Annotated in this window: 16 protein-coding genes; 11 read left to right on the forward strand and 5 right to left on the reverse strand. The window is 70.3% G+C overall.

Going from position 1 to position 18,116, the window contains the following annotated elements; genetic code table 11:
• Positions 1–58 precede the first annotated feature (58 nt).
• Both CDO52_RS05905 and CDO52_RS05910 read right to left on the reverse strand, forming a co-directional pair.
• Positions 59–1,009, reverse strand: coding sequence for a bifunctional helix-turn-helix transcriptional regulator/GNAT family N-acetyltransferase (locus CDO52_RS05905; protein ID WP_017621374.1), 951 nt, complete (start codon positions 1,007–1,009; stop codon positions 59–61).
• A gap of 132 nt (positions 1,010–1,141) precedes the next feature.
• Complete coding sequence (locus CDO52_RS05910) at positions 1,142–2,095, reverse strand: HpcH/HpaI aldolase/citrate lyase family protein (RefSeq protein WP_017621375.1); 954 nt, start codon at positions 2,093–2,095, stop codon at positions 1,142–1,144.
• A 154-nt stretch (positions 2,096–2,249) separates the two neighbouring features.
• Between CDO52_RS05910 and CDO52_RS05915 the strand changes: the two genes are divergently transcribed.
• From CDO52_RS05915 to CDO52_RS05930, 4 genes are all read left to right on the forward strand, one after another.
• A complete protein-coding gene (locus tag CDO52_RS05915; RefSeq protein ID WP_017621376.1) occupies positions 2,250–4,586 on the forward strand; it encodes a molybdopterin-dependent oxidoreductase in 2,337 nt (778 codons plus the stop codon).
• Between the two features lie 882 nt (positions 4,587–5,468).
• A complete protein-coding gene (locus CDO52_RS05920) occupies positions 5,469–6,455 on the forward strand; it encodes a FecCD family ABC transporter permease (protein WP_051060932.1) in 987 nt (328 codons plus the stop codon).
• The gene (locus CDO52_RS05925; RefSeq protein ID WP_094932243.1) at positions 6,452–7,549 is read left to right on the forward strand and encodes a FecCD family ABC transporter permease; all 1,098 of its coding nucleotides are present in this window, start codon (positions 6,452–6,454) and stop codon (positions 7,547–7,549) included. The genes CDO52_RS05920 and CDO52_RS05925 overlap by 4 nt, the downstream gene beginning before the upstream one ends.
• Before the next feature lie 46 nt (positions 7,550–7,595).
• Positions 7,596–8,498 (forward strand): ABC transporter ATP-binding protein, encoded by a 903-nt coding sequence (locus CDO52_RS05930; protein ID WP_033302125.1) that lies wholly within the window; start codon positions 7,596–7,598, stop codon positions 8,496–8,498.
• Between the two features lie 63 nt (positions 8,499–8,561).
• Here the strand turns inward: CDO52_RS05930 and CDO52_RS05935 are convergent, their stop codons facing one another.
• The 3 genes from CDO52_RS05935 to CDO52_RS05945 form a co-directional block, all read right to left on the reverse strand.
• The gene (locus CDO52_RS05935) at positions 8,562–10,097 is read right to left on the reverse strand and encodes a CYTH and CHAD domain-containing protein (protein WP_094932244.1); all 1,536 of its coding nucleotides are present in this window, start codon (positions 10,095–10,097) and stop codon (positions 8,562–8,564) included.
• A 147-nt stretch (positions 10,098–10,244) separates the two neighbouring features.
• Positions 10,245–11,333 carry a hypothetical protein gene (locus tag CDO52_RS05940; RefSeq protein WP_017621380.1) on the reverse strand — a complete coding sequence of 363 codons (1,089 nt, stop codon included), beginning with the start codon at positions 11,331–11,333 and terminating at the stop codon, positions 10,245–10,247.
• Positions 11,334–11,408: 75 nt separating this feature from the next.
• Positions 11,409–13,499, reverse strand: a complete 2,091-nt coding sequence (locus tag CDO52_RS05945) for a HelD family protein (protein ID WP_094932245.1) — start codon at positions 13,497–13,499, stop codon at positions 11,409–11,411.
• A 403-nt stretch (positions 13,500–13,902) separates the two neighbouring features.
• Here CDO52_RS05945 and CDO52_RS05950 point away from each other — a divergent pair, with 403 nt between their 5' ends.
• The 7 genes from CDO52_RS05950 (at position 13,903) to CDO52_RS05980 (ending at position 17,819) form a co-directional block, all read left to right on the forward strand.
• Complete coding sequence (locus CDO52_RS05950) at positions 13,903–14,268, forward strand: hypothetical protein (protein ID WP_017621382.1); 366 nt, start codon at positions 13,903–13,905, stop codon at positions 14,266–14,268.
• Positions 14,261–14,683 carry a hypothetical protein gene (locus CDO52_RS05955; protein WP_017621383.1) on the forward strand — a complete coding sequence of 141 codons (423 nt, stop codon included), beginning with the start codon at positions 14,261–14,263 and terminating at the stop codon, positions 14,681–14,683. The genes CDO52_RS05950 and CDO52_RS05955 overlap by 8 nt, the downstream gene beginning before the upstream one ends.
• Before the next feature lie 72 nt (positions 14,684–14,755).
• A complete protein-coding gene (locus tag CDO52_RS05960; protein WP_017621384.1) occupies positions 14,756–15,634 on the forward strand; it encodes a sulfurtransferase in 879 nt (292 codons plus the stop codon).
• A 175-nt stretch (positions 15,635–15,809) separates the two neighbouring features.
• Positions 15,810–16,421: a DUF4178 domain-containing protein gene (locus CDO52_RS05965; RefSeq protein WP_017621385.1), complete on the forward strand. Its 612-nt coding sequence runs from the start codon at positions 15,810–15,812 to the stop codon at positions 16,419–16,421.
• A gap of 8 nt (positions 16,422–16,429) precedes the next feature.
• Positions 16,430–17,011, forward strand: coding sequence for a DUF2617 family protein (locus CDO52_RS05970; RefSeq protein WP_017621386.1), 582 nt, complete (start codon positions 16,430–16,432; stop codon positions 17,009–17,011).
• A gap of 9 nt (positions 17,012–17,020) precedes the next feature.
• On the forward strand, positions 17,021–17,263 hold the full coding sequence (locus CDO52_RS05975) for a hypothetical protein (RefSeq protein WP_017621387.1): 243 nt from the start codon (positions 17,021–17,023) through the stop codon (positions 17,261–17,263).
• A 136-nt stretch (positions 17,264–17,399) separates the two neighbouring features.
• Positions 17,400–17,819 carry a DUF350 domain-containing protein gene (locus tag CDO52_RS05980; RefSeq protein ID WP_017621388.1) on the forward strand — a complete coding sequence of 140 codons (420 nt, stop codon included), beginning with the start codon at positions 17,400–17,402 and terminating at the stop codon, positions 17,817–17,819.
• The last annotated feature ends 297 nt before the right edge of the window (positions 17,820–18,116 follow it).

Raw genomic sequence — 18,116 nt, forward strand, 5'->3', positions numbered from 1 at the left:
GGTCGACGCGGCGGCAGTCGACAAGCCCGCCTGCGGCCTCTCGGGCCCCGCCACGAGATCACACGAGGTCCAGCTCCCAGGTCTGACCGACCAGGTCGTGGCCGAACATGCGTCCCGGCTCGGACTTCACCAGTCGGAACCCGGCGCGCTGGTAGATGCGGCGAGCGGGGGCGAGGACGGACACCGTCCACAGGACCATCCGCTTGTAGCCCGCTGGGCGGGCGAACGCGACGCACGTGTCGACGAGGTGACCGCCGACTCCGTGCCCGCGTGCCGACGGCTCCACGAAGAGCAGCCGCAGCCGCGCGGTCGTGTCGTCCTCGCGGACACAGAAGATGGCGCCCACGCGCTCCCCGTCGATCTCCGCGACCCACGCGTTCTCCGTGCGCGGGTCGTGCGCCTGGCCGTAGTCCGCGGCGACCTTGGCGACGAGCGCCTCATAGGTCTGGTCCCAGCCGTGCTCCTCCGCGTACAGCGCGCCGTTGCGCTCGATCACCCACCCCAGGTCGCCGGGGCGCAGCGGGCGCATGACCACCGTCGACGGACGGTCATCGGTGGCGGGCTCGCCGAACAGGTGGCTGACGGTGGTCATCGCGGAGAGCAGTCGGCGCCGGTCGGCCGGGCTCAGATGCCCGATGAGCTCGCGGATCTGGTCGTTGGAGCGGTCGTCGAGCATCGCGGCGGCGTCGGCGCCCTCGCCGCTCAGCTCGATCACTTGGCGGCGGCCGTCCTCCGGGGACGGGGAACGGGTGATCAGGCCGTTGTTCTCCATCCGCGTGAGCACGCGACTGAGCTGCCCAGCGTCCATGTCGAGGGAGCGTCGCAGGTCGACGGCCTCGGTGCAGTCGTGGTTGCGGAGCTCGTAGAGGATCCTCGCCTCGGTCAGCGACCAGGGCGAGTCGAGCAGTCCCGGGCGGAGCAGCCCGAGTCGGCGGGTGACGAGGCGATTGAACGCCCGGATCTGCGTGATGTCGTCCAATGGAATGTCGGTGGAGAGCTGAGTATCCATGACTTCCTCAACGGATTGATTGACTCTGACAACCAATCTACGCCGGGGCGGCGGAATAAAAAAGGGGGGTGGCGACGCCATCCCCCAAGGTCAGCACCCCTACAGCCGGCAACCACAGGCCCTATGGCCGGTTCAGGATTCCGGCTCGAAGCGCTTCGTCCGCGTGAGCCCCGCGGCCCGCCCCTTCGCCGCCACGACCAGGGCCATCTTCTGCGACGCCTCATCCAGCATCTCGTCGCCGAGCATCACCGCGCCGCGCCGCTCCACCGTGGTGGCGTGCTCGTAGGCGTCCAGGATCAACTCGGCGTGGTCGTAGTCCTCCTGGCTCGGGGCGTAGACCTCGTTAGCGGCCGCGACCTGCGACGGATGCAGCACCCACTTGCCGTCGAACCCGAGGGCGGCCGTGCGTCCCGCGGAGCGGCGGAACGCCTCCACATCGCGGATCTGCAGGTAGGGGCCGTCGATCGCCTGCAGACCGTGGGCGCGTGCCGCCGTCAGAATGCGCATGAGCACGTAATGGTAGGCGTCGCCGACGTCGTAGCCCGGCGGCTGCTCGCCGACCACCAGCGTCTTCATGTTCATCGACGCCATGAAGTCGGCCGGACCGTAGACCAGTGTCTCCAGGCGGGGCGAGGCGGCCGCGATCGCGTCGATCGACTGCAGCCCGCGGGCGTCCTCGATCTGCGCCTCGATGCCGATCCGCCCGACGGGCAGGCCCACCGCGCGCTCGATCTGCGTGAGCAGCAGGTCCAGCCAGTACACCTGGTCGGCTCCGGTGACCTTGGGCAGCACCAGGCAGTCGAGTTCGGCCCCGGCCCCCTCCACGACCGCGATCACGTCACGATAGGTCCAGGGGCTCCCGAGGTCGTTGACCCGGACCGTGCGGATCTTGCCGTCCCAGCCGCCTTCGCGCAGCGCCGCGACGACGTTCTCCCGCGCCCGTTCCTTCTCCAGTGGGGCGACGGCGTCCTCCAGGTCGAGGAAGAAAGCGTCCACTTCCAGCCCGCGCGCCTTCTCGATGAACCGCGGATTGGACCCCGGGACCGCGAGAACCGACCGGCGTGACCGCGACGCCACCGCATCCATGTACCACTCCTGAGATCGACGGGCTCTGCGCGGACCATCCTCGCAAATCGCCGGGTAGTCCCGGCCGCACGACCGTGCGCGTGGCGGAGAACGGCGCATAGAGTGCGTTTCGGTGCAAAAGCATGCCGTGGGCAGGGTCAAAAGGAGGGTCGACGTGGACCGTGATCTGAAGGTCTATCCGGCCAGCGCGCACTGGGGGACCTACCAGGTGCTGGTGGACGGCGACCGCGTCGTGGGGGTCCGTCCGGACCCGGGCGACCCCGCTCCGTCCCCGATCATCGAGAACACCCCGGAAGCACAGCACCACCCGAGCCGCGTCGAGCGCCCCGCGGTGCGTCGGAGCTGGTTGCGCAGTGGGCCTGGGCCGGACGACCGGCGCGGCGCTCCCGACGACGAGTACGTGGCGGTGGATTGGGAGACCGTGCTCGACTTGCTCGCGGGTGAGTTCGACCGGGTGCGCACGGCGTTCGGCAACGCCGCGATCTACGGCGGGTCGTATGGGTGGGCCAGTGCTGGTCGGCTGCACCACTCGCAGAGCCAGCTGCACCGCTTCCTGAAGCTGATCGGCGGATACACGCGCTCCAAGAACACGTACAGCCACGCCGCCGTGGAGGTGCTGGTTCCCCACGTGGTGGGCCTGCAGGGCGCCCACGACCTGCTGGAGCGACCGGCGACGTGGGAGGCCATCGCCGAGCACACCGACCTCATCGTCACGTTCGGTGGACTCCGGATCTCCAACACCTGGACCTCGTCAGGCGGTCGCGCCGTCAACACGGCCGAGCCGGGCATGCGCGCCGCGCGTGAGGCCGGGGTGCGCACGGTGTCGATCAGCCCGTTGCGCGATGACACCCTCGCCGACATCGGTGCCCAGTGGCTGTCGGCCGCTCCGGGCACCGACACCGCGATCATGCTGGCGCTGATGTACGTGCTGTTCGACGAGGGCCTGGCGGACATGGCCTTCCTGAACCGCTACACGGTGGGTGCGCAGGTGCTGCGCCGGTATGTGGTCGGGGAGACCGACGGCGTCGCGAAGAGCCCGGAATGGGCGGCGGACCTGTGTGAGCTGTCGGCGGAGACGCTGTGCGACCTGGCCCGGCGGATGGCGTCGGGCCGGACCCTGATCAACGTGGGGTGGTCGGTACAGCGGGCCCGGTACGGTGAGCAGCCGCTGTGGGCCGGAATCGCGCTGGCGGCCTGCCTCGGCCAGATCGGCCTGCCCGGCGGGGGCTTCGCCACGGGATACGGCTCGACCGGCCGTCATGGCGGCGGGGCCACGCCGGGTGGTCTGCCCCGGATGCCCCAGGGTGCCAACCCGATCGACTCGTTCATCCCGGTCGCGCGCGTCGCCGACATGCTGCTGCACCCGGGGGAGAGCTGCGAGTACGACGGCGAGCACCTCACCTACCCCGACATCCGCATGGTGGTGTGGTCCGGTGGCAACCCCTTCCATCACCATCAGGACCTCGCCCGCCTGACGCGGGCGTTCGGGCGTCCCGACACCGTCGTCGTGGTCGAGACCCACTGGACCGCGACGGCCAGGCACGCCGACATCGTGCTGCCGTCGACGACCACCCTCGAACGCGACGACCTCACCGCCGGACGCGGCGACCTGCGCCTGCGCGCCATGCCGCAGGCGGTGCCGCCGCACGGCGAAGCACGCGACGAGTACGACATCTACGCGGCACTCGCGCGGCGCCTGGGTGCCGAACAGGAATTCACGGAGGGGCGCACCTCGGGGGAGTGGCTGCGGCACATCTACGAGCAGTGGCGCGAACGGCAGTCGGAGGACGTGCCGGACTTCGACGCTTTCTGGGCGGCCGGAAACATCGACATCCCTGGGCGGGTCTGCGACGAGACCACCTTCGGCGACTTCCGCACCGACCCCGACGCCCACGCGCTGCAAACCCCGAGCGGGCGCATCGAGCTCTTCTCGGAGGTGATCGAGTCCTTCGAGTACGCGGACTGCCCTGGCCACCCGGTATGGCTTCCCTCGGAAGAACGCTTCGGCACCCAGAGGGCCCAGCGCTGGCCGCTCCTACTGATCGCCAACCAGCCGAGCGGACGCCTGCACAGCCAGCAGGACATGGGAGCCCACAGCAAGTCCCAAAAGATCGCCGACCGCGCCCCGCTACGGGTTCACCCGGACGATGCCGCCGAACGCGGCCTACGGGATGGGGATGTGGTGAAGGTATTCAACGACATCGGCAGCTGCCTCGCAGGAGTCGAGGTGAGTGAGGAGCTGCGCCGCGGCGTTGTGCAGCTCTCGACGGGCGCCTGGTACGACCCATCGGCCCCCAACGTGGCGACGTGCGTCCACGGCAACCCGAATGCTCTGGCCAGAGACATCGGCACGTCCACACTGAGCCAGGGGACGACGGCCCAGCACATCCTGGTCGAGGTGAAGAAGTACAACGGCATCCCACCAGCGGTACGCGCTTTCGTCCCGCCCGCGCTCACGGACCTTGAGCCGGAGGGCCTGGCAAGGGAGTGATCCGCGCACTGGGACGGTGGCGGAATCCCCGCACCTGCGGGGCACATCCGTGGCGGCCCGTGTGCAGCAACACGGAGCGGGATCCATCCCCGCGCCCGCGGGGCTGACACCAGGGTCGCTAGTCGTGATCTCCCGCAGTCCGCCCCCGCCCACTACGCCACGCATTACAGGTGGAGTCAAAGTCGGCCAGCACGTCCTTGTCCTTGGCCACGAGGGACTGGGATTCGGCCGACATCAGGTACGTGCAGGCCGCACGCTCGAAACCATGCGATTGGCTACCGGTCAGGCGCTCTATCGCATCCGCGACGTTTTCATCCACTCGGATCGACACCCACCGTGTAGCCATACGAGGGAACGTATCGCGAGCCGGAGCACATGTGGCGGGTTCCCACGGTCGAACCACGCCACGGCCCTGACAAGTGATCCATCCGCGCACACGCGGGGCGCATGCGGCCTGTCTGGGCACGCCGCTCAACCTCTGGGATCCATCCGCGCACACGCGGGGCGCATGCTCATTGAGCTGCAGGTTTTCCGCTTGTTCGGCTGTTTTCTGCAGCTTCGGCCATCGACCCTCGCGTGCGATTATCCCAGGCTTCCGTAGAACAGGGGAGGCCGTGCGGGAGACGCTTCCCACCTGCTGTCCGGGTTCCGTTGGATATGAACATAGGTTAGCCTCTACTAAGTTTTGATCAGTTTGCGTGTTCGGAGGGGTGCGGTGTCCCAGCGGGCGTGGTGGCCTGTGTCTGGCCTCCTGGATGGGGTGCGATGAGTCTGGATCGCCACTCGACCGCTGTCGCTGGCGACTCCGGGCATGCCGACGACTCCTCAGTCGCCGCGAGCGCGCTGGATCTCCGGACGCGGGTGCACGGTCGGACGCATGCCATGCGGGCGCTCGGGCTGCTGCTCGCGCTCGCTGTCCTGGCCTTGTGCGTCATGCTGAGCATCGCCGTCGGCGCCAAGTCGATTCCGCTCCCGACCGTCTGGGGTGCCCTCTGGGGCTCCGAGGGATCCTACGAGCACAGCGTCATCTACGAACTACGCGTCCCCAGGGCCGTCCTTGGCGTGTTCGTCGGCGCTGCGCTCGGACTGGCTGGCGCGCTCATGCAGGCGTTGACACGCAACCCCCTGGCCGAGCCCGGGATCCTGGGCGTCAACCAGGGGGCCGCCGCTGCGGTCGTGATCGCGATCATCGGGCTCGGGATGACTTCCCCCGACGAGTACGTGTGGTTCGCGTTCGCCGGTGCCGGGATCACCGCCCTCCTCGTCTACGCCCTCGGCTCGCGTGGGCGCAGTGGCGCGACTCCCGTCCGGCTGGCACTTGCCGGGACGGCTGTGGCCGCCCTGCTGCAAGGGCTGATCTACAGCGTGATCGCACTGGACTCCTTCACCTTCGACCGCATCCGGTTCTGGCAGGTCGGCGCACTGGCCGGCCGTGACCTCGACGTCTTCGTGAAGGTCTGGCCGTTCCTTGTCGTCGGACTGATCACCGCCCTCCTGCTCGCCCCGGCGCTGAACGCGGTCGCGCTCGGCGATGACCTCGCCGCGGCCCTCGGTGCGCGGATCAGCGTCATCCGCGCCCTCTCCGCCCTCAGCATCATGCTGCTGTGCGGCGCCGCGACCGCCACCGCCGGGCCGATCTGGTTCGTCGGGCTCATCGTCCCGCACGTCGCCCGCGCCATCGTCGGTCCTGACCAACGCTGGGTTCTCCCGTATTCGGCCGTGTTCGCGGCGATCCTGCTGACCTGCGCGGACACCCTGGGGCGAGTCGTGCTGCCCAGCGGTGAGCTGGAGGTCGGCATCGTCACCGCCTTCATCGGTGCTCCCGTGTTCATCGCCCTGGTGCGGGCTCGGAGGATGGCGCAGGTATGACGACGACCCACACCGCCTCGCCGACGCCCCCGCCACCCCCCGAAGCTCCCTCCTCGTCTTCGAACCAGTTCCGACTGGTTCGCCTCGGGGACATGGCGTTCGTCTGGCGTCCGCGCATCGCCGCCACGTACGGGGCGCTGCTCGCCGTGATCACCACCGTCTTCGCCATCTCCCTCTCGGTCGGCGAATACGAGATCCCGCTGTCCCACGTGCTGCCCGCGATTCTCGGCAGCGGCGAACGGCTCGACGCCTACTTCGTCCAGGGCGTGCGGCTGCCTCGGGCTCTGACAGCGGTCTGCGCCGGGGGCGCCCTCGGAATCGCCGGGGCCGTGTTCCAGAGCCTGTCGCGCAACCCCCTGGGCAGCCCCGACATCATCGGTTTCACCGGGGGCGCGGCGACCGGCGCCGTCGGCGCGATCCTCGTCCTCGGCGGCGGCATGCTGCAGGTCTCCCTGGGTGCGATGCTCGGCGGGATCGCGACGGCCGCCCTCGTCTACCTCCTCGCTCTGAAGAAGGGGGTGCAGGGGTACCGGCTGATCCTGGTCGGCATCGGCGCGAACGCGATGCTGCTGGCCATCCGCGACTACCTCATCACCCGCGCCGAGCTCACCGACGCGATGACCGCGCAGGTGTGGATGATCGGCAGCCTCAACGGGCGCGCGTGGGGCGAGGCCGCCGCCGTCGGCATCGCCGTCGCCGTGCTGGCCCCCGTCATCCTCGCCGTCGGCCCCCGACTGCGACTGATGGAGATGGGAGACCAGACCGCCTACGCGCTCGGCGTTCCGGTGCAGGCTACCCAGGTCATCGCGCTCCTCGCGGCGAGCGCCCTCACCGGGGCGGCCATCGCCGTCTGCGGCCCGATCGGGTTCATCGCCCTGGCCGCGCCACAGCTGGCCCGCCGGCTGGCCCGCGCGAACGGCACCACGCTCGTCGGTGGTGCCCTCATGGGCGCGGCGCTGCTCCTCACCGCCGACCTGGTGGCGCAACGGGCACTGGCCCCCTCCCAGCTGCCCGTCGGAGCGGTGACCGCCGTGATCGGCGGCGGCTACCTCGTCTGGTTGCTCTACCGTGAGTGGCGGACCGGACGTGCCTGACATCCGCGACATCCCCGACCCGAAACGACCTCACCAAGGAGAGACGATGTCCCAACCGTCCCGGTTGTGGGGAGAGAACCTGACGCTCGCCTATGACCAGAGCGTCATCTCCCGGGATCTGGGGATCACCATCCCGGACTCCTCCTTCACCGTGATCGTCGGGCCCAACGCCTGCGGCAAGTCGACGCTGCTGCGCGCGCTGTCGCGGATGCTGAAACCGGCGTCAGGCGCCGTCCACCTCGACGGTCAGCTGATCAGCTCCTACCCCTCCAAGGAAGTCGCGCGCCGCCTCGGCCTGCTGCCGCAGTCGTCGATCGCGCCGGACGGCATCACCGTCGCCGACCTGGTGGCGCGCGGGCGCTACCCGCACCAGAAGTTCCTCAAGCAGTGGTCGCGTGCCGACGAGCGGATCATCGGCGAGGCGATGGAGTCGACGGGCGTCGCCGATCTGGCCGACCGCATGGTCGACGAGCTGTCCGGCGGCCAGCGCCAGCGCGTCTGGCTGGCCATGGTGCTGGCCCAGCAGACACCGCTCCTGCTGCTCGACGAGCCCACCACCTACCTGGACATCGCGCACCAGATGGACGTGCTCGACCTGTGCGCGGGGCTGCACCACGAGCGCGACTACACGCTGGTCGCGGTGTTGCACGACCTCAACCACGCCTGCCGGTACGCCACCCACCTCATCGCCATGAAGGACGGCCGGGTGGTAGCCGAAGGCGACCCCGCCGAGATCATCACGGCCGACCTGGTCGAAGAGGTGTTCGGGCTGCCGGTCCGCGTCATTCCGGACCCCGAGACACACACCCCGCTCGTGGTTCCCGCCGATCGGCGGGGCACGATCGCCCATCGGACCGTCCGCCGTCAGGACTCCGACGCCCTGGACGCGTCGGACGACAGCGACGCCGATGCCGAGGTCGCCGGGGTGGGCGAGTCCGGCGCTGCCTGACCAGGCGCCGGGCCGGCCACCCACACCACGCGTCCGTGGCGCCTCCGCCCGCGCCGTGGCCGCCTAGCCGCCGCCCAGCAGCTGCTTCGGGTCGGGCCCGGTCTCCCACGTGCGCTCGGCTTGGTCGATGAGCGCGCGCCCGGCCGTGACCTCGGATCCGACCAGGGCGCCGAGGGTCACCAGAGTGGCGTCGCGGCCGGTCGCACGTGCGGGCGCCAGACTCTGCGCGTTCTCGTTCAAGTAGGTCTTCAGCGCAACACCGTCCTGGTGGTCACCCAGGATCTCCTGCAGCTCGGTCGCCCACGCGCGGATGCGGTGCGCCGGTTTGCCCAGCACAGGTTGGGCGAGGGTGGCCGCGTAGCGGGCGCGCTTGGCGGCCTTGCGGACGTCGTGCCAGGCCGTGACGCGCGTCTCGGCGTCGGAGGCGGCGATGGCGCGCTCATGGGCCGCGTTCATGCGGCGGCAGGCCCGCTTGACGTCGGACCGCAGGATGGCGGGTGCCTCCCGCAGCGCTTTCTCGGTCAGCGGCGGGTCGCCGCGCAGCCGGTCGAGGTCGTCGAGCAGGGAGAAGTAGCGCGTGCGCGACAGCTCGCGGACGATGCGCGAGTGCGCGCCGCGCCGCTGGTCGTCGAGCACACTCAGCCAGGCGTCGGTGACCTCCTGCCCAGCGGCCCGCTCCGGCAGCTCCGCGAGCCGAGCCGCGCACCGCGCGCGCAGCACCTCCAGGTCGCGTGCGGTGCCGAGTACTCCGGCCAGCCACCGCAGCTCATCGGCGATCGGCCGGGTGGCCTCCCGATCGATGATCGACGGGAACACCTGCAGCACCGTGCGGATACGGCGGGTGGACACCCGCATCTGGTGGATGGCGTCCTCCTCGTCCAGGCGGACCCGCGGGTCGTAGTCGAGCAGCCGCTGCACCTGATCCCACAGGTAGCGGAGCACGACGTCGCCCGCGCTGCCGCCGTCGGGGCGGGGAATGGGCGGCGGGACGCGGTCGCCCAACACGAACAGCAGTTTGGACCCGCTCTCCGAGGGCGTCGCCCCGGCGTCCACGAGCTGCTTGCCGATGCGCCGCTGCAGCTTCCTGGTGCCGGAGGAGGCCAGTTCGATCTCGACCTCCCGCCACGCGCAGGAGCGCGTCGTCGCCTCATCCTCAGCCCCCACGAGGACTTCTCCGCTGACCGCGTCGTCGGCGAGCAAGGCGAGCGGCTCGTCGGGCGAGCCGATCAGCGCGTACTCGGTCCTGTCGGTGCTGATCCGAGCGGTCGGCACCAGCGGGGCGCCCCGGGCGGCCGAGTCCACGAGGCGGGCCAGCCGCGCCGGAACCCGCCGACTGTGTTTTCCCAACGGGGCGTGAAACTCCCTCTTCGCGTCCGGCCCCCAGGGGATCTTGAGGTGCCAACCGGCGTCCGGGCCTCCAGTGCGGCGGCGCAGTGTGATGCGGCGTGCGGCCAGGCGCATCTCCTCGGTGTCGAAGTAGGTGGCGACCAGTTGGTGCTTGGCCGAATCGATGCCGCCGGGTGCCAGATCGGTGAGGTCTGGCAGCTCGAAGTCCGGGCTGACCTCGTACTTCGTCTCGATTTCGATGTGTTCCTGCACCGAGTGTCCACCTCCGGCGCCCGCGTGCCCGAGGGGTGCGGTAGGGCCTGCGAGGCGCAAGGGACGAGATATGGATGTTGTATACGTCCGAATTACCCACCTCCCACGCGTCTCAGTCAGGACCGCGGACATGGTTAGGTGCGACCGTCAGCCGGTGCGGAGGAGGTCCACGCGTTCCTGCATCTCCGGCCAGTCGAGCGAGCAGCTGGCGACGTCCTCGGTGCCGCGTACCTGGATGTCGGCTCTGGTCCGGATGCCGCACGTCCAGCCGCCGATCTCGGCCAGATAGCCGGTGCCTTCCTTCTTCTCGTCGGGCATAGCGAGGTACTTCTCGACGACGGCAACGGCGTCGTCGCAGGAGATCTCTCCGTTCGTTGGGGCGACCCGCGCCGTGTCGACGTAGGGGGCGCCCTCGACGGTGCCGCAGTAGCGCGTCGTCAGTGACGTGTCGAAGGACTGGTAGGTCCAGCTGCGTGGCCCAGTGACGAGTTCGTAGTCGAAGCGGGTGGGGCGGCCGTGCTCGTCGACCCACAGCTCGAAGGGGACGTTCTCCTGCACCGACGGCTTGTCGCCCTGCCGAGCAGGGGCGGTGAGATCGAAGGTGCCGCTGTAGCGGGCCGCCGCCCCGCCGCTGTCCTTCCCCTCCGGGTTCGTGTTCTCCTCGGTGACGGAGATGGTGTCGGCTAGGTCGCTGAACGGGGCACGGACGGCATCGCGGGACAGCGTGTAGTCGGGGCCTTGGGAAAGGTGGGAGAAGTCCCCTTGCTGGGACTTGAAGTAGCGATCCTCACGAGGCGCCAGGTCGTCGTCGGTGCGATACAGGATCCGGCCGTCTTCACCGACCCGCAGCCATGCGGTCTCGTAGGCGTCGTTGCCCTGGGACTCCGGGAACTTCTCGAAGAACTGGAAGACGGGCTCCGAGTCGGTGCTCAGTGCGTAGGTTTCGTGCTGCTCGTAGGTACCTTCGCCGACCGTGACTTCGGCGTCCAGGTCCACCAGGTAGCTCTCCGTTGAGTCGATGAGGTCAACGATGCCCGTGACGACCTCCTCCGGCGTCCCGAGGCGCGGGGATGCGGACGCGCTTGGTGTGGCGCCGTCCTCCGCCGCGTCTCTGTCGAGGCATCCGCTGAGGGAGGCCATAAGGACGACCGCGGACGCGGCGACCGCCCACCGTGTCCTCGCGCCGCCGGGGGCACCGTTGGCGTTGGTCGAAACGCGTCGGGGGATGGAGGCCATGGAGACTCGATTGTCCTTTCACACCGCTGTTGCGCCCGGAGGAGCATAGCGGGTGATCCCGACGTAGGATCCCCTCTACCGCAGGGGTTCCGGCAGCGGATCGGTGTGGACGACGTGCAGGGCGCTGACCGCGCGGGTGAGGACGACGTAGAGCCGGTGCAGGCCGCGCGGCTCGGCGGCGACGATGCGGGACGGTTCGGCGGTGATGACGGCGTCGAACTCCAGGCCCTTTGCCAGGGAGGCAGGGACGCAGACCAGCCGATTGGCCACCAGCGCGTCGTCGGTCTCGCCGAGAACGTCGGCGTCGAGTCCGGTCGCGGCCAGCATCCGGTGGAGGTCGGTGATGTCGGCGTCGGCGGCGATCAGTCCGACGGACCCCTCGCCCTTGAGTGCGGTGCGGCAGGCATCGACGACGGTGTTGGCGTAGGACGCGGCCGCGGCCGGTGACACGCGCAGCGACCCGGGGGAGCGGCGGACCGCCACGGGGGCGCCGAGGCCGGGGGCGATGGCCGGGAGGAGGCGCGCCGCGAAGTCGATGATCTGGGCGGGGACGCGGTATCCGCGGTCGAGGATGGCCAGCCGCGCGTCCGGCTTGCCGAGGTGGTGGAGGAGCGCGGGCCAGTCGCCGGTGGCCGAGGGGCTGGTGCCCTGGGCGATGTCGCCGAGTACGGTCGCCGACCCGCCGGCGGCGCGGCGACCGAGCGCGCGGCACTGCATGGGGCTCAGGTCGTGGGCCTCGTCGACGACGAGGTGGCCGATGGTCTCGGGGCGCTGGATGAGCGCCGCCGCCTCGTCGATCAGCGCGAGGTCGGCCTCGGACCACTTCGCCGACTTCGGTCCGCGCGGGCGGCCGGGCAGCATTACGGCGGCCTGCTCGTCGGGCGAGAGGATGCCCTCGGCGGCGCTGGCCAGCCGGTCGACGTCGGTCAGCAGGCCGAGGATGAGTTTGACCGGGTCGGCCTTGGGCCAGACGGCGGTCACCGCCGCTCTCACCTCGCGGTTGCGCCGAACCTGGTCGTGGGTGCGGTCGTCGCACGCCTCACCGGCGGACTCCATCTGCGACAGGATCGCGTGCGCGATGCGGTGCGCCAGCAGGTCCCGCCCGGAGCCGTAGCTGATCCCGCGTTCGCGCAGCTCGTCAAGGAGGTCGGTCAGCTCGTCGGGGTAGAGCCGCCAGCGGCGGGATCCGCGCTGGACCACGAGGGTCTCGGCGGGCTTTCGTAGCCGTGACCACAGGTCGCGCCGGATCACCTCGGCCATACGGGCGTCGCCCTTGAGCCGGGCCGTGTCCGCGTCGTCGGTGCGGCGTACGGGCACCGTCTCCAGCAGCTCGCGCACGGTGGTCTGCGTGACGTCGACCTCGCCCAGCGCGGGCAGCACGTTGCGGATGTAGGAGAGGAAGGAGCGGTTCGGCCCGACGATGGCGACGCCGGAGCGGCCCAGCCGCTTGCGCTCGGTATAGAGGAGATAGGCGATGCGGTGCAGGCCGACGGCGGTCTTGCCGGTGCCGGGCGCGCCCTGGACGCACAGGGTGGTGGCGAGCTCGGCTCGCACCAGGTCGTCCTGCTCGGGCTGGATGGTGGCGACGATGTCGCGCATGGGGCCGGTGCGCGGCCGCTCGATCTCGGCTGTGAGCAGCTCCCCGCCGAGTTGGGAGACCTCGGGGAACCCATCGGTCAGCGACTCGTCCTCGAACGCGGTGAGCTGCGCGTTGCCGTCGAACCCGTAGCGCCGCCGGGATCGGAGGTTCATCGGATTCTGCGGGGTGGCGCGGTAGAACGCGACGGAGATCGGCGCCCGCCAGTCGAGCACCATGGCCCGGCCGTGCTCGTCGTGGACGTGTCGGCGCCCGATGTGCAGCCGGTCGACGCCGTCAGAGCCCGGTGCCTCCGCCTCCTCCTCGTCGTCCTCGAACACGGTGCCGGGCTCGAAGTCGAGGCGACCGAAGAACAGCGGGGTGTCGGGGATGTCCTCCAACGCCTCGGCGCGCAGCGCGCGGGACTGTTGGAGGACCTGGGTGGAGACCCAGTCGCCGAACACGGCGGGGGTCTCGGTGCCGAGAACGTCGTCGCGCATCCGGCGCAGCGCGGTGCGGGAGGCGGCGAGGTGTTCGCGTTCGGCGCGTATCTCGGGGTCGACGGCAGGGGAGGGCTCGGAAGCGCTCATGGATGGCAGACCTCGGGTCTCGGAGCGGACGGGACATACGGCGGCAAGGGGTGCGTGGGTCCCGCCCCGGGGCCGATGCCATCCGGTTCGTTCCGATCCTCAGCGCGTAGCAGTGGACGCCGCCGACAAGGAAGAGCCGATGCTAGTTGAGATTGGTCACTAACGGCAAAACATTTTCGGGCGGACGGTGGCCGATCCGGTCATCGCGTCGTGCCAGGCGCGGATGTGGAACAGATGCCCTGATCAACCGCGGAGCCCGTCACATCGCCGGTGCAACGTCAGTGGCCGATTCCCGGTGTCCCGACCTCAGGTACTACAGTGCGTCGTAGACGTGTTGGCAGTGCCGACCCGACCTGCGGGAACGGGGCGGGCGTGCGGGGACCGGGAGGAGGCGGAGGCAGCCGTGATCGGCGGGCTGACCACCACCATCGAGATCGCCTCACTGGCCATGGCCGTGTGGGCCCTGATCTCCACCTTCCGGAACCGGTCGATGGACACCTGGCACCTCATCGGCATTGGCCTACTGTGGTTGCTCCTCCTCGGCCAGGGCGTGGTCTCCGTGGTCATGATGGCGGGCGGCGAGCGCCCGGCCGAGATGGTCACCTTCATCGCCTACCTGGCCACGGTCGTGCTCATTCCTCCGGCGTGCGCGTTGTGGGGGCTCATGGAGCGAACGCGCTGGGGGCCAGCCGTCATCGCGTTCGCCTGCCTGATCCTGCCGGTCATGATGGTCCGCCTCGAACAGATCTGGGACCCCTCTCTTGTCTGACATCGCCGTGAGCCGGTCCGGTCCCGGGCGGGTGCTGGTCGCGGTCTACGCCGTCTTCGCGCTGGCCGCCACCGCCCGCGCCGCCGTGCAGATCCTCACCCGGTTCGAGGAGGCGCCGCTGGCCTACCTCCTGTCCGCGCTGGCCGGGGTCATCTACATCGTCGCCACGGTCGGCATCGCCCGCAGCGACCGGACATCGCACCGGGTCGCGGTCGCCTCCTGCAGCATCGAGCTGCTCGGGGTGGTGACCGTCGGCGCGTTCAGCCTGCTCGACCCGGCGGCCTTCCCCGACGACACCGTCTGGTCGAACTTCGGCAGCGGCTACCTCTTCATCCCACTGGTCCTTCCGGTGCTCGGGCTGCTGTGGCTGCGGCACGTCCGCGTGAGCGAACGGGCGACGGCCGGCACCCCGTAACCCGGCCCGAACCTCGTCCCCGCCGCCGATGCGCTACGGCGAGGGCACACGGGCGGGTATATCTTGTGCGCCATGGCACAGCAGCAGCACGATCCGGCGCACCTGCCCGTCGTCGTCACGTCCTCGTGGCTGGCGCACAACATCGATGCCGTCCGGGTCGCCGACGTCCGCTTCTACCTCGACGGCCGCTCCGGCCGCGACGCCTACCTCGGTGGCCATCTGCCCGGCGCGGTGTTCGCCGACGTGGACACCGACCTCGCCGCGCCGCCCACCACCGAGGGCGGACGCCACCCGCTGCCCGCCCCCGAGGACTTCGCCGCCGCCCTGAGCCGCCTCGGTATCGGTGACGCCACCCCCGTGGTGGCCTACGACGACGCCGGGGGCTCGGCGGCCGCGCGCCTGGTGTGGATGCTCCGCGTTCTCGGCGGCTCCGCCGCGCTCCTCGACGGCGGCATCCAGTCCTGGACGGGTCCGCTGGAGAGCGGCCCTGTCACCCCGGAGCCCGCCTCCCGTACTCCACGCCCCTGGCCCGCCGACCGCATCGTCGACACCGCGACCGTGCGGTCCGCGACCCCCGACGCCTCCCAGCTCCTGCTCGACGCCCGCGTCTACGGCCGCTACACCGGCGCCGAACCGGCTCCCGTCGACGCGCGCCCCGGCCATATCCCCGGCGCGCGCAGCGCCGCCTGGCCGGACAACCTCGCCGAGGACGGACGGTTCGCGACGCCCGAACGCCTGCGCGAGCGGTTCGCCGCGCTCGGCGCCGACGCGGCCGACACCATCACCGCCTACTGCGGATCCGGCGTGACCGCCTGCCACGACCTGCTGGCCCTGGAACACGCCGGGTTCACCGGCGCGCGCCTGTACCCGGGCTCGTGGAGTGCCTGGGGCGCCGACGAGGAGCTTCCGGTCGAGACGGGGGACGGGACACCGGGAACCAGCGCCGGTTGACCGGAACCTGACCGGATCCGGACACGGCGACGCACAGCGGCCCCGCGCGGTTCCCCCACACCCTGTCCGGGACCGGCCAGGTCACGGGGACAGAGGCCACCGGATCGTGACCTCTGGTCTGTACGCTCTACTGGCCGACGGGCTGGCCAAATGTAGGGAAAGCGGGGCGTAGACGGTGATTTTTCTGCTACTGCTGATCATCGCGGGGCTGATCGCCCTGGTGATCTACCTGTGGTGGCCGAGGCGGTCCTCGGCCCCCGGCTGGAGCTCGTCGCAGCCCCCTTCTTCCCAGGCGGGCGTGCCGCGCGACCCGTTCGCGGACGTCACCGACACCCAGGGCGACCCGCGCACCCTGAAGGCGGGCGACATGGTGGACTTCGGCGGCGACCGGACCTGGATCCGCGGCTCGCTGCGGCTGTCCGAGGGCGGCTTCACCTGGAGCGAGCACTTCCTGGAGGTGCAGGAGGGCAAGCGCTGGCTGACGGTGCAGGAGGACCCCGGCCTCGAACTGGCGCTGTGGACCGGACGTCCCGAACTCGACCTCATCCCCAACGCGAACACGATCGAGGTCGACGGCATCAGCTACCGGCTGTCCGAGCGCGGATCGGCGTCCTACCGCTCCGAGGGCACCACCGGGCTGTCGGCCCACGGCGCCATGGACTACGCCGACTATGAGGGTCCCCACGGTCACCTCCTCGCCTTCGAGCGCTTCGACCACGGACACTGGGAGGTCAGCACCGGTGTCACGGTGGCACCCGGGAGCTTCACCATCTACCCGGGCGGGTGAGGGCGGCCGTGCACACACTCGTGAGCGCGCCGTTCGTCGACACCCGCGCCGCCGATCTCGCCTGGTCGCTGCGGCACCCGCTGATCGAACCGCTGGCCGTCCGCACCGTGCCGACCCCGCAGGGGAGCGTGGAGCTCCGGGTGCTCGGCGCCTCACACCAGGTCCGGGTCACGGCTTGGGACGGTGACGACGGAACGATCGTCGGCGACGACGCTGGCGGCGAGCTGCTGGAGACCGTGGCATGCCTGCCCGACCAGGAGGGGGCGCTTCCGGAGCGCACCACTGCCGCCGGGCCTGGTGCGGCGCGGTACACGTTCGACTCCGTGGTCGAGTCCTTCCCGGGCGACGACCAGGAGTTCGCGGCGCGGGTGACCCACCTGCGCGACGAGGCCAGGGCGCGCCCGGACGCGCTGATCGGTACGTTCCCGGGCAGCCCGCTCGCCGTCACGGCCCTGGCCCTGCTCGACCCCGGCACACCCGGCGGGTCGGCCCTGACCTGGCGCACCTGGCACGCCTACCCGCAGAGCGCCGAGCTGGTGACGACCACGACGTCGGTGGTCTTCCCCTCGGCCGACATCCCCCGAATCTAGGACGAGGCGATGAATGAGCACATGAGCGAGGAACAGCGGAAAGTCATCACGATCATGGCGGTCATCGCCATCCTCGTGCTGTTCCTTGTCGTGGTCTCCAGCTGCGACGACGATGACGACGACTACTACGGCGGCAGCAGCGGAAGCAGTAGTAGCAGTGGCGGAGGCTTCTGGTTCTTCGGTGGCAGCAGCGGGAGCAAATACGGCTCCGGCAGCGACCACCGGGGCGGCGGTCCCGGATGGGGCAAGTAGCCTCCGCCACGGCCCCGCCCCGACCGCGCGGACCGCACGGACCAGCGCGGTCACACAGGTCCCGGCCCTGACACCGCACGACGCAACCCTGTAACCCTGCACGCACACCCCCCAACAGAAGGAAGACAAGGTAACGATGGAGATCCTGTACAACGCGGGCGCGGCCCTCGCCTACGGTGTCGTCGGCATGCTGGTCATGGTCGTCGGCTACCTCATCGTGGACCTGCTGACCCCGGGTAAGCTGCACAAGCTGATCTGGGAGGACGGCAACCGCAACGCGACACTCATGGTGTCGGCCAACACCCTGGGCGTGGCGATCGTCGTGCTCACGGCGATCCTCTCCAGCGAAGACGGCCTCGCCGCGGGCCTCATCACCACTGCCGTCTACGGCGGCATCGGCCTCATCCTCATGTCGGCCGCGTTCCTCCTGATCGACCTGCTCACTCCCGCCAAGATCGGCGACATCCTGCAGCAGCCCGACCTGCACCCCGCCACCTGGGTGAACGCCTCCGCGCACATCGGTGTCGCCCTGGTCGTCGCCGGGGCCATCTCCTGACCCACATGGACTGATAGGCGGGCCCTGACGAGCGGCGTGCCTTACCTGGCGAGCCCGCTCGCTCGCCCCACCCGACAGCCGTGCGCGCGAACCAACGCCCCGGGCCGAACCACGGTCCGGGGCCGCGTGCGCTCTCCGCAGCACCCCGAAAACCAGGAAAGAGGAACTTCACGTCGATGACTCTTCCCCATCGGACAGCGCCGTGAGCGGGTCGGACGCCCGCGACGACGCTCGGTCCCCGCAGCCCGGTCCCGGTGAGCCGAAGGCCGGATCCGTCGCCACCGACGCGGCACCCGG

Origin of the sequence: Nocardiopsis gilva YIM 90087, from assembly GCF_002263495.1 — a bacterium.
Lineage (GTDB): Bacteria > Actinomycetota > Actinomycetes > Streptosporangiales > Streptosporangiaceae > Nocardiopsis_C > Nocardiopsis_C gilva.

Bases quoted from the DNA above. Each gene is read 5' to 3' on its own strand.
- CDO52_RS05905 (WP_017621374.1), bottom strand. From the start codon at position 1,009: ATGGATACTCAGCTCTCCACCGACATTCCATTGGACGACATCACGCAG.
- CDO52_RS05910 (WP_017621375.1), bottom strand. From the start codon at position 2,095: ATGGATGCGGTGGCGTCGCGGTCACGCCGGTCGGTTCTCGCGGTCCCG.
- CDO52_RS05920 (WP_051060932.1), top strand. From the start codon at position 5,469: ATGCGGGCGCTCGGGCTGCTGCTCGCGCTCGCTGTCCTGGCCTTGTGC.
- CDO52_RS05925 (WP_094932243.1), top strand. From the start codon at position 6,452: ATGACGACGACCCACACCGCCTCGCCGACGCCCCCGCCACCCCCCGAA.
- CDO52_RS05930 (WP_033302125.1), top strand. From the start codon at position 7,596: ATGTCCCAACCGTCCCGGTTGTGGGGAGAGAACCTGACGCTCGCCTAT.
- CDO52_RS05940 (WP_017621380.1), bottom strand. From the start codon at position 11,333: ATGGCCTCCATCCCCCGACGCGTTTCGACCAACGCCAACGGTGCCCCC.
- CDO52_RS05945 (WP_094932245.1), bottom strand. From the start codon at position 13,499: ATGAGCGCTTCCGAGCCCTCCCCTGCCGTCGACCCCGAGATACGCGCC.
- CDO52_RS05960 (WP_017621384.1), top strand. From the start codon at position 14,756: ATGGCACAGCAGCAGCACGATCCGGCGCACCTGCCCGTCGTCGTCACG.
- CDO52_RS05975 (WP_017621387.1), top strand. From the start codon at position 17,021: ATGAATGAGCACATGAGCGAGGAACAGCGGAAAGTCATCACGATCATG.
- CDO52_RS05980 (WP_017621388.1), top strand. From the start codon at position 17,400: ATGGAGATCCTGTACAACGCGGGCGCGGCCCTCGCCTACGGTGTCGTC.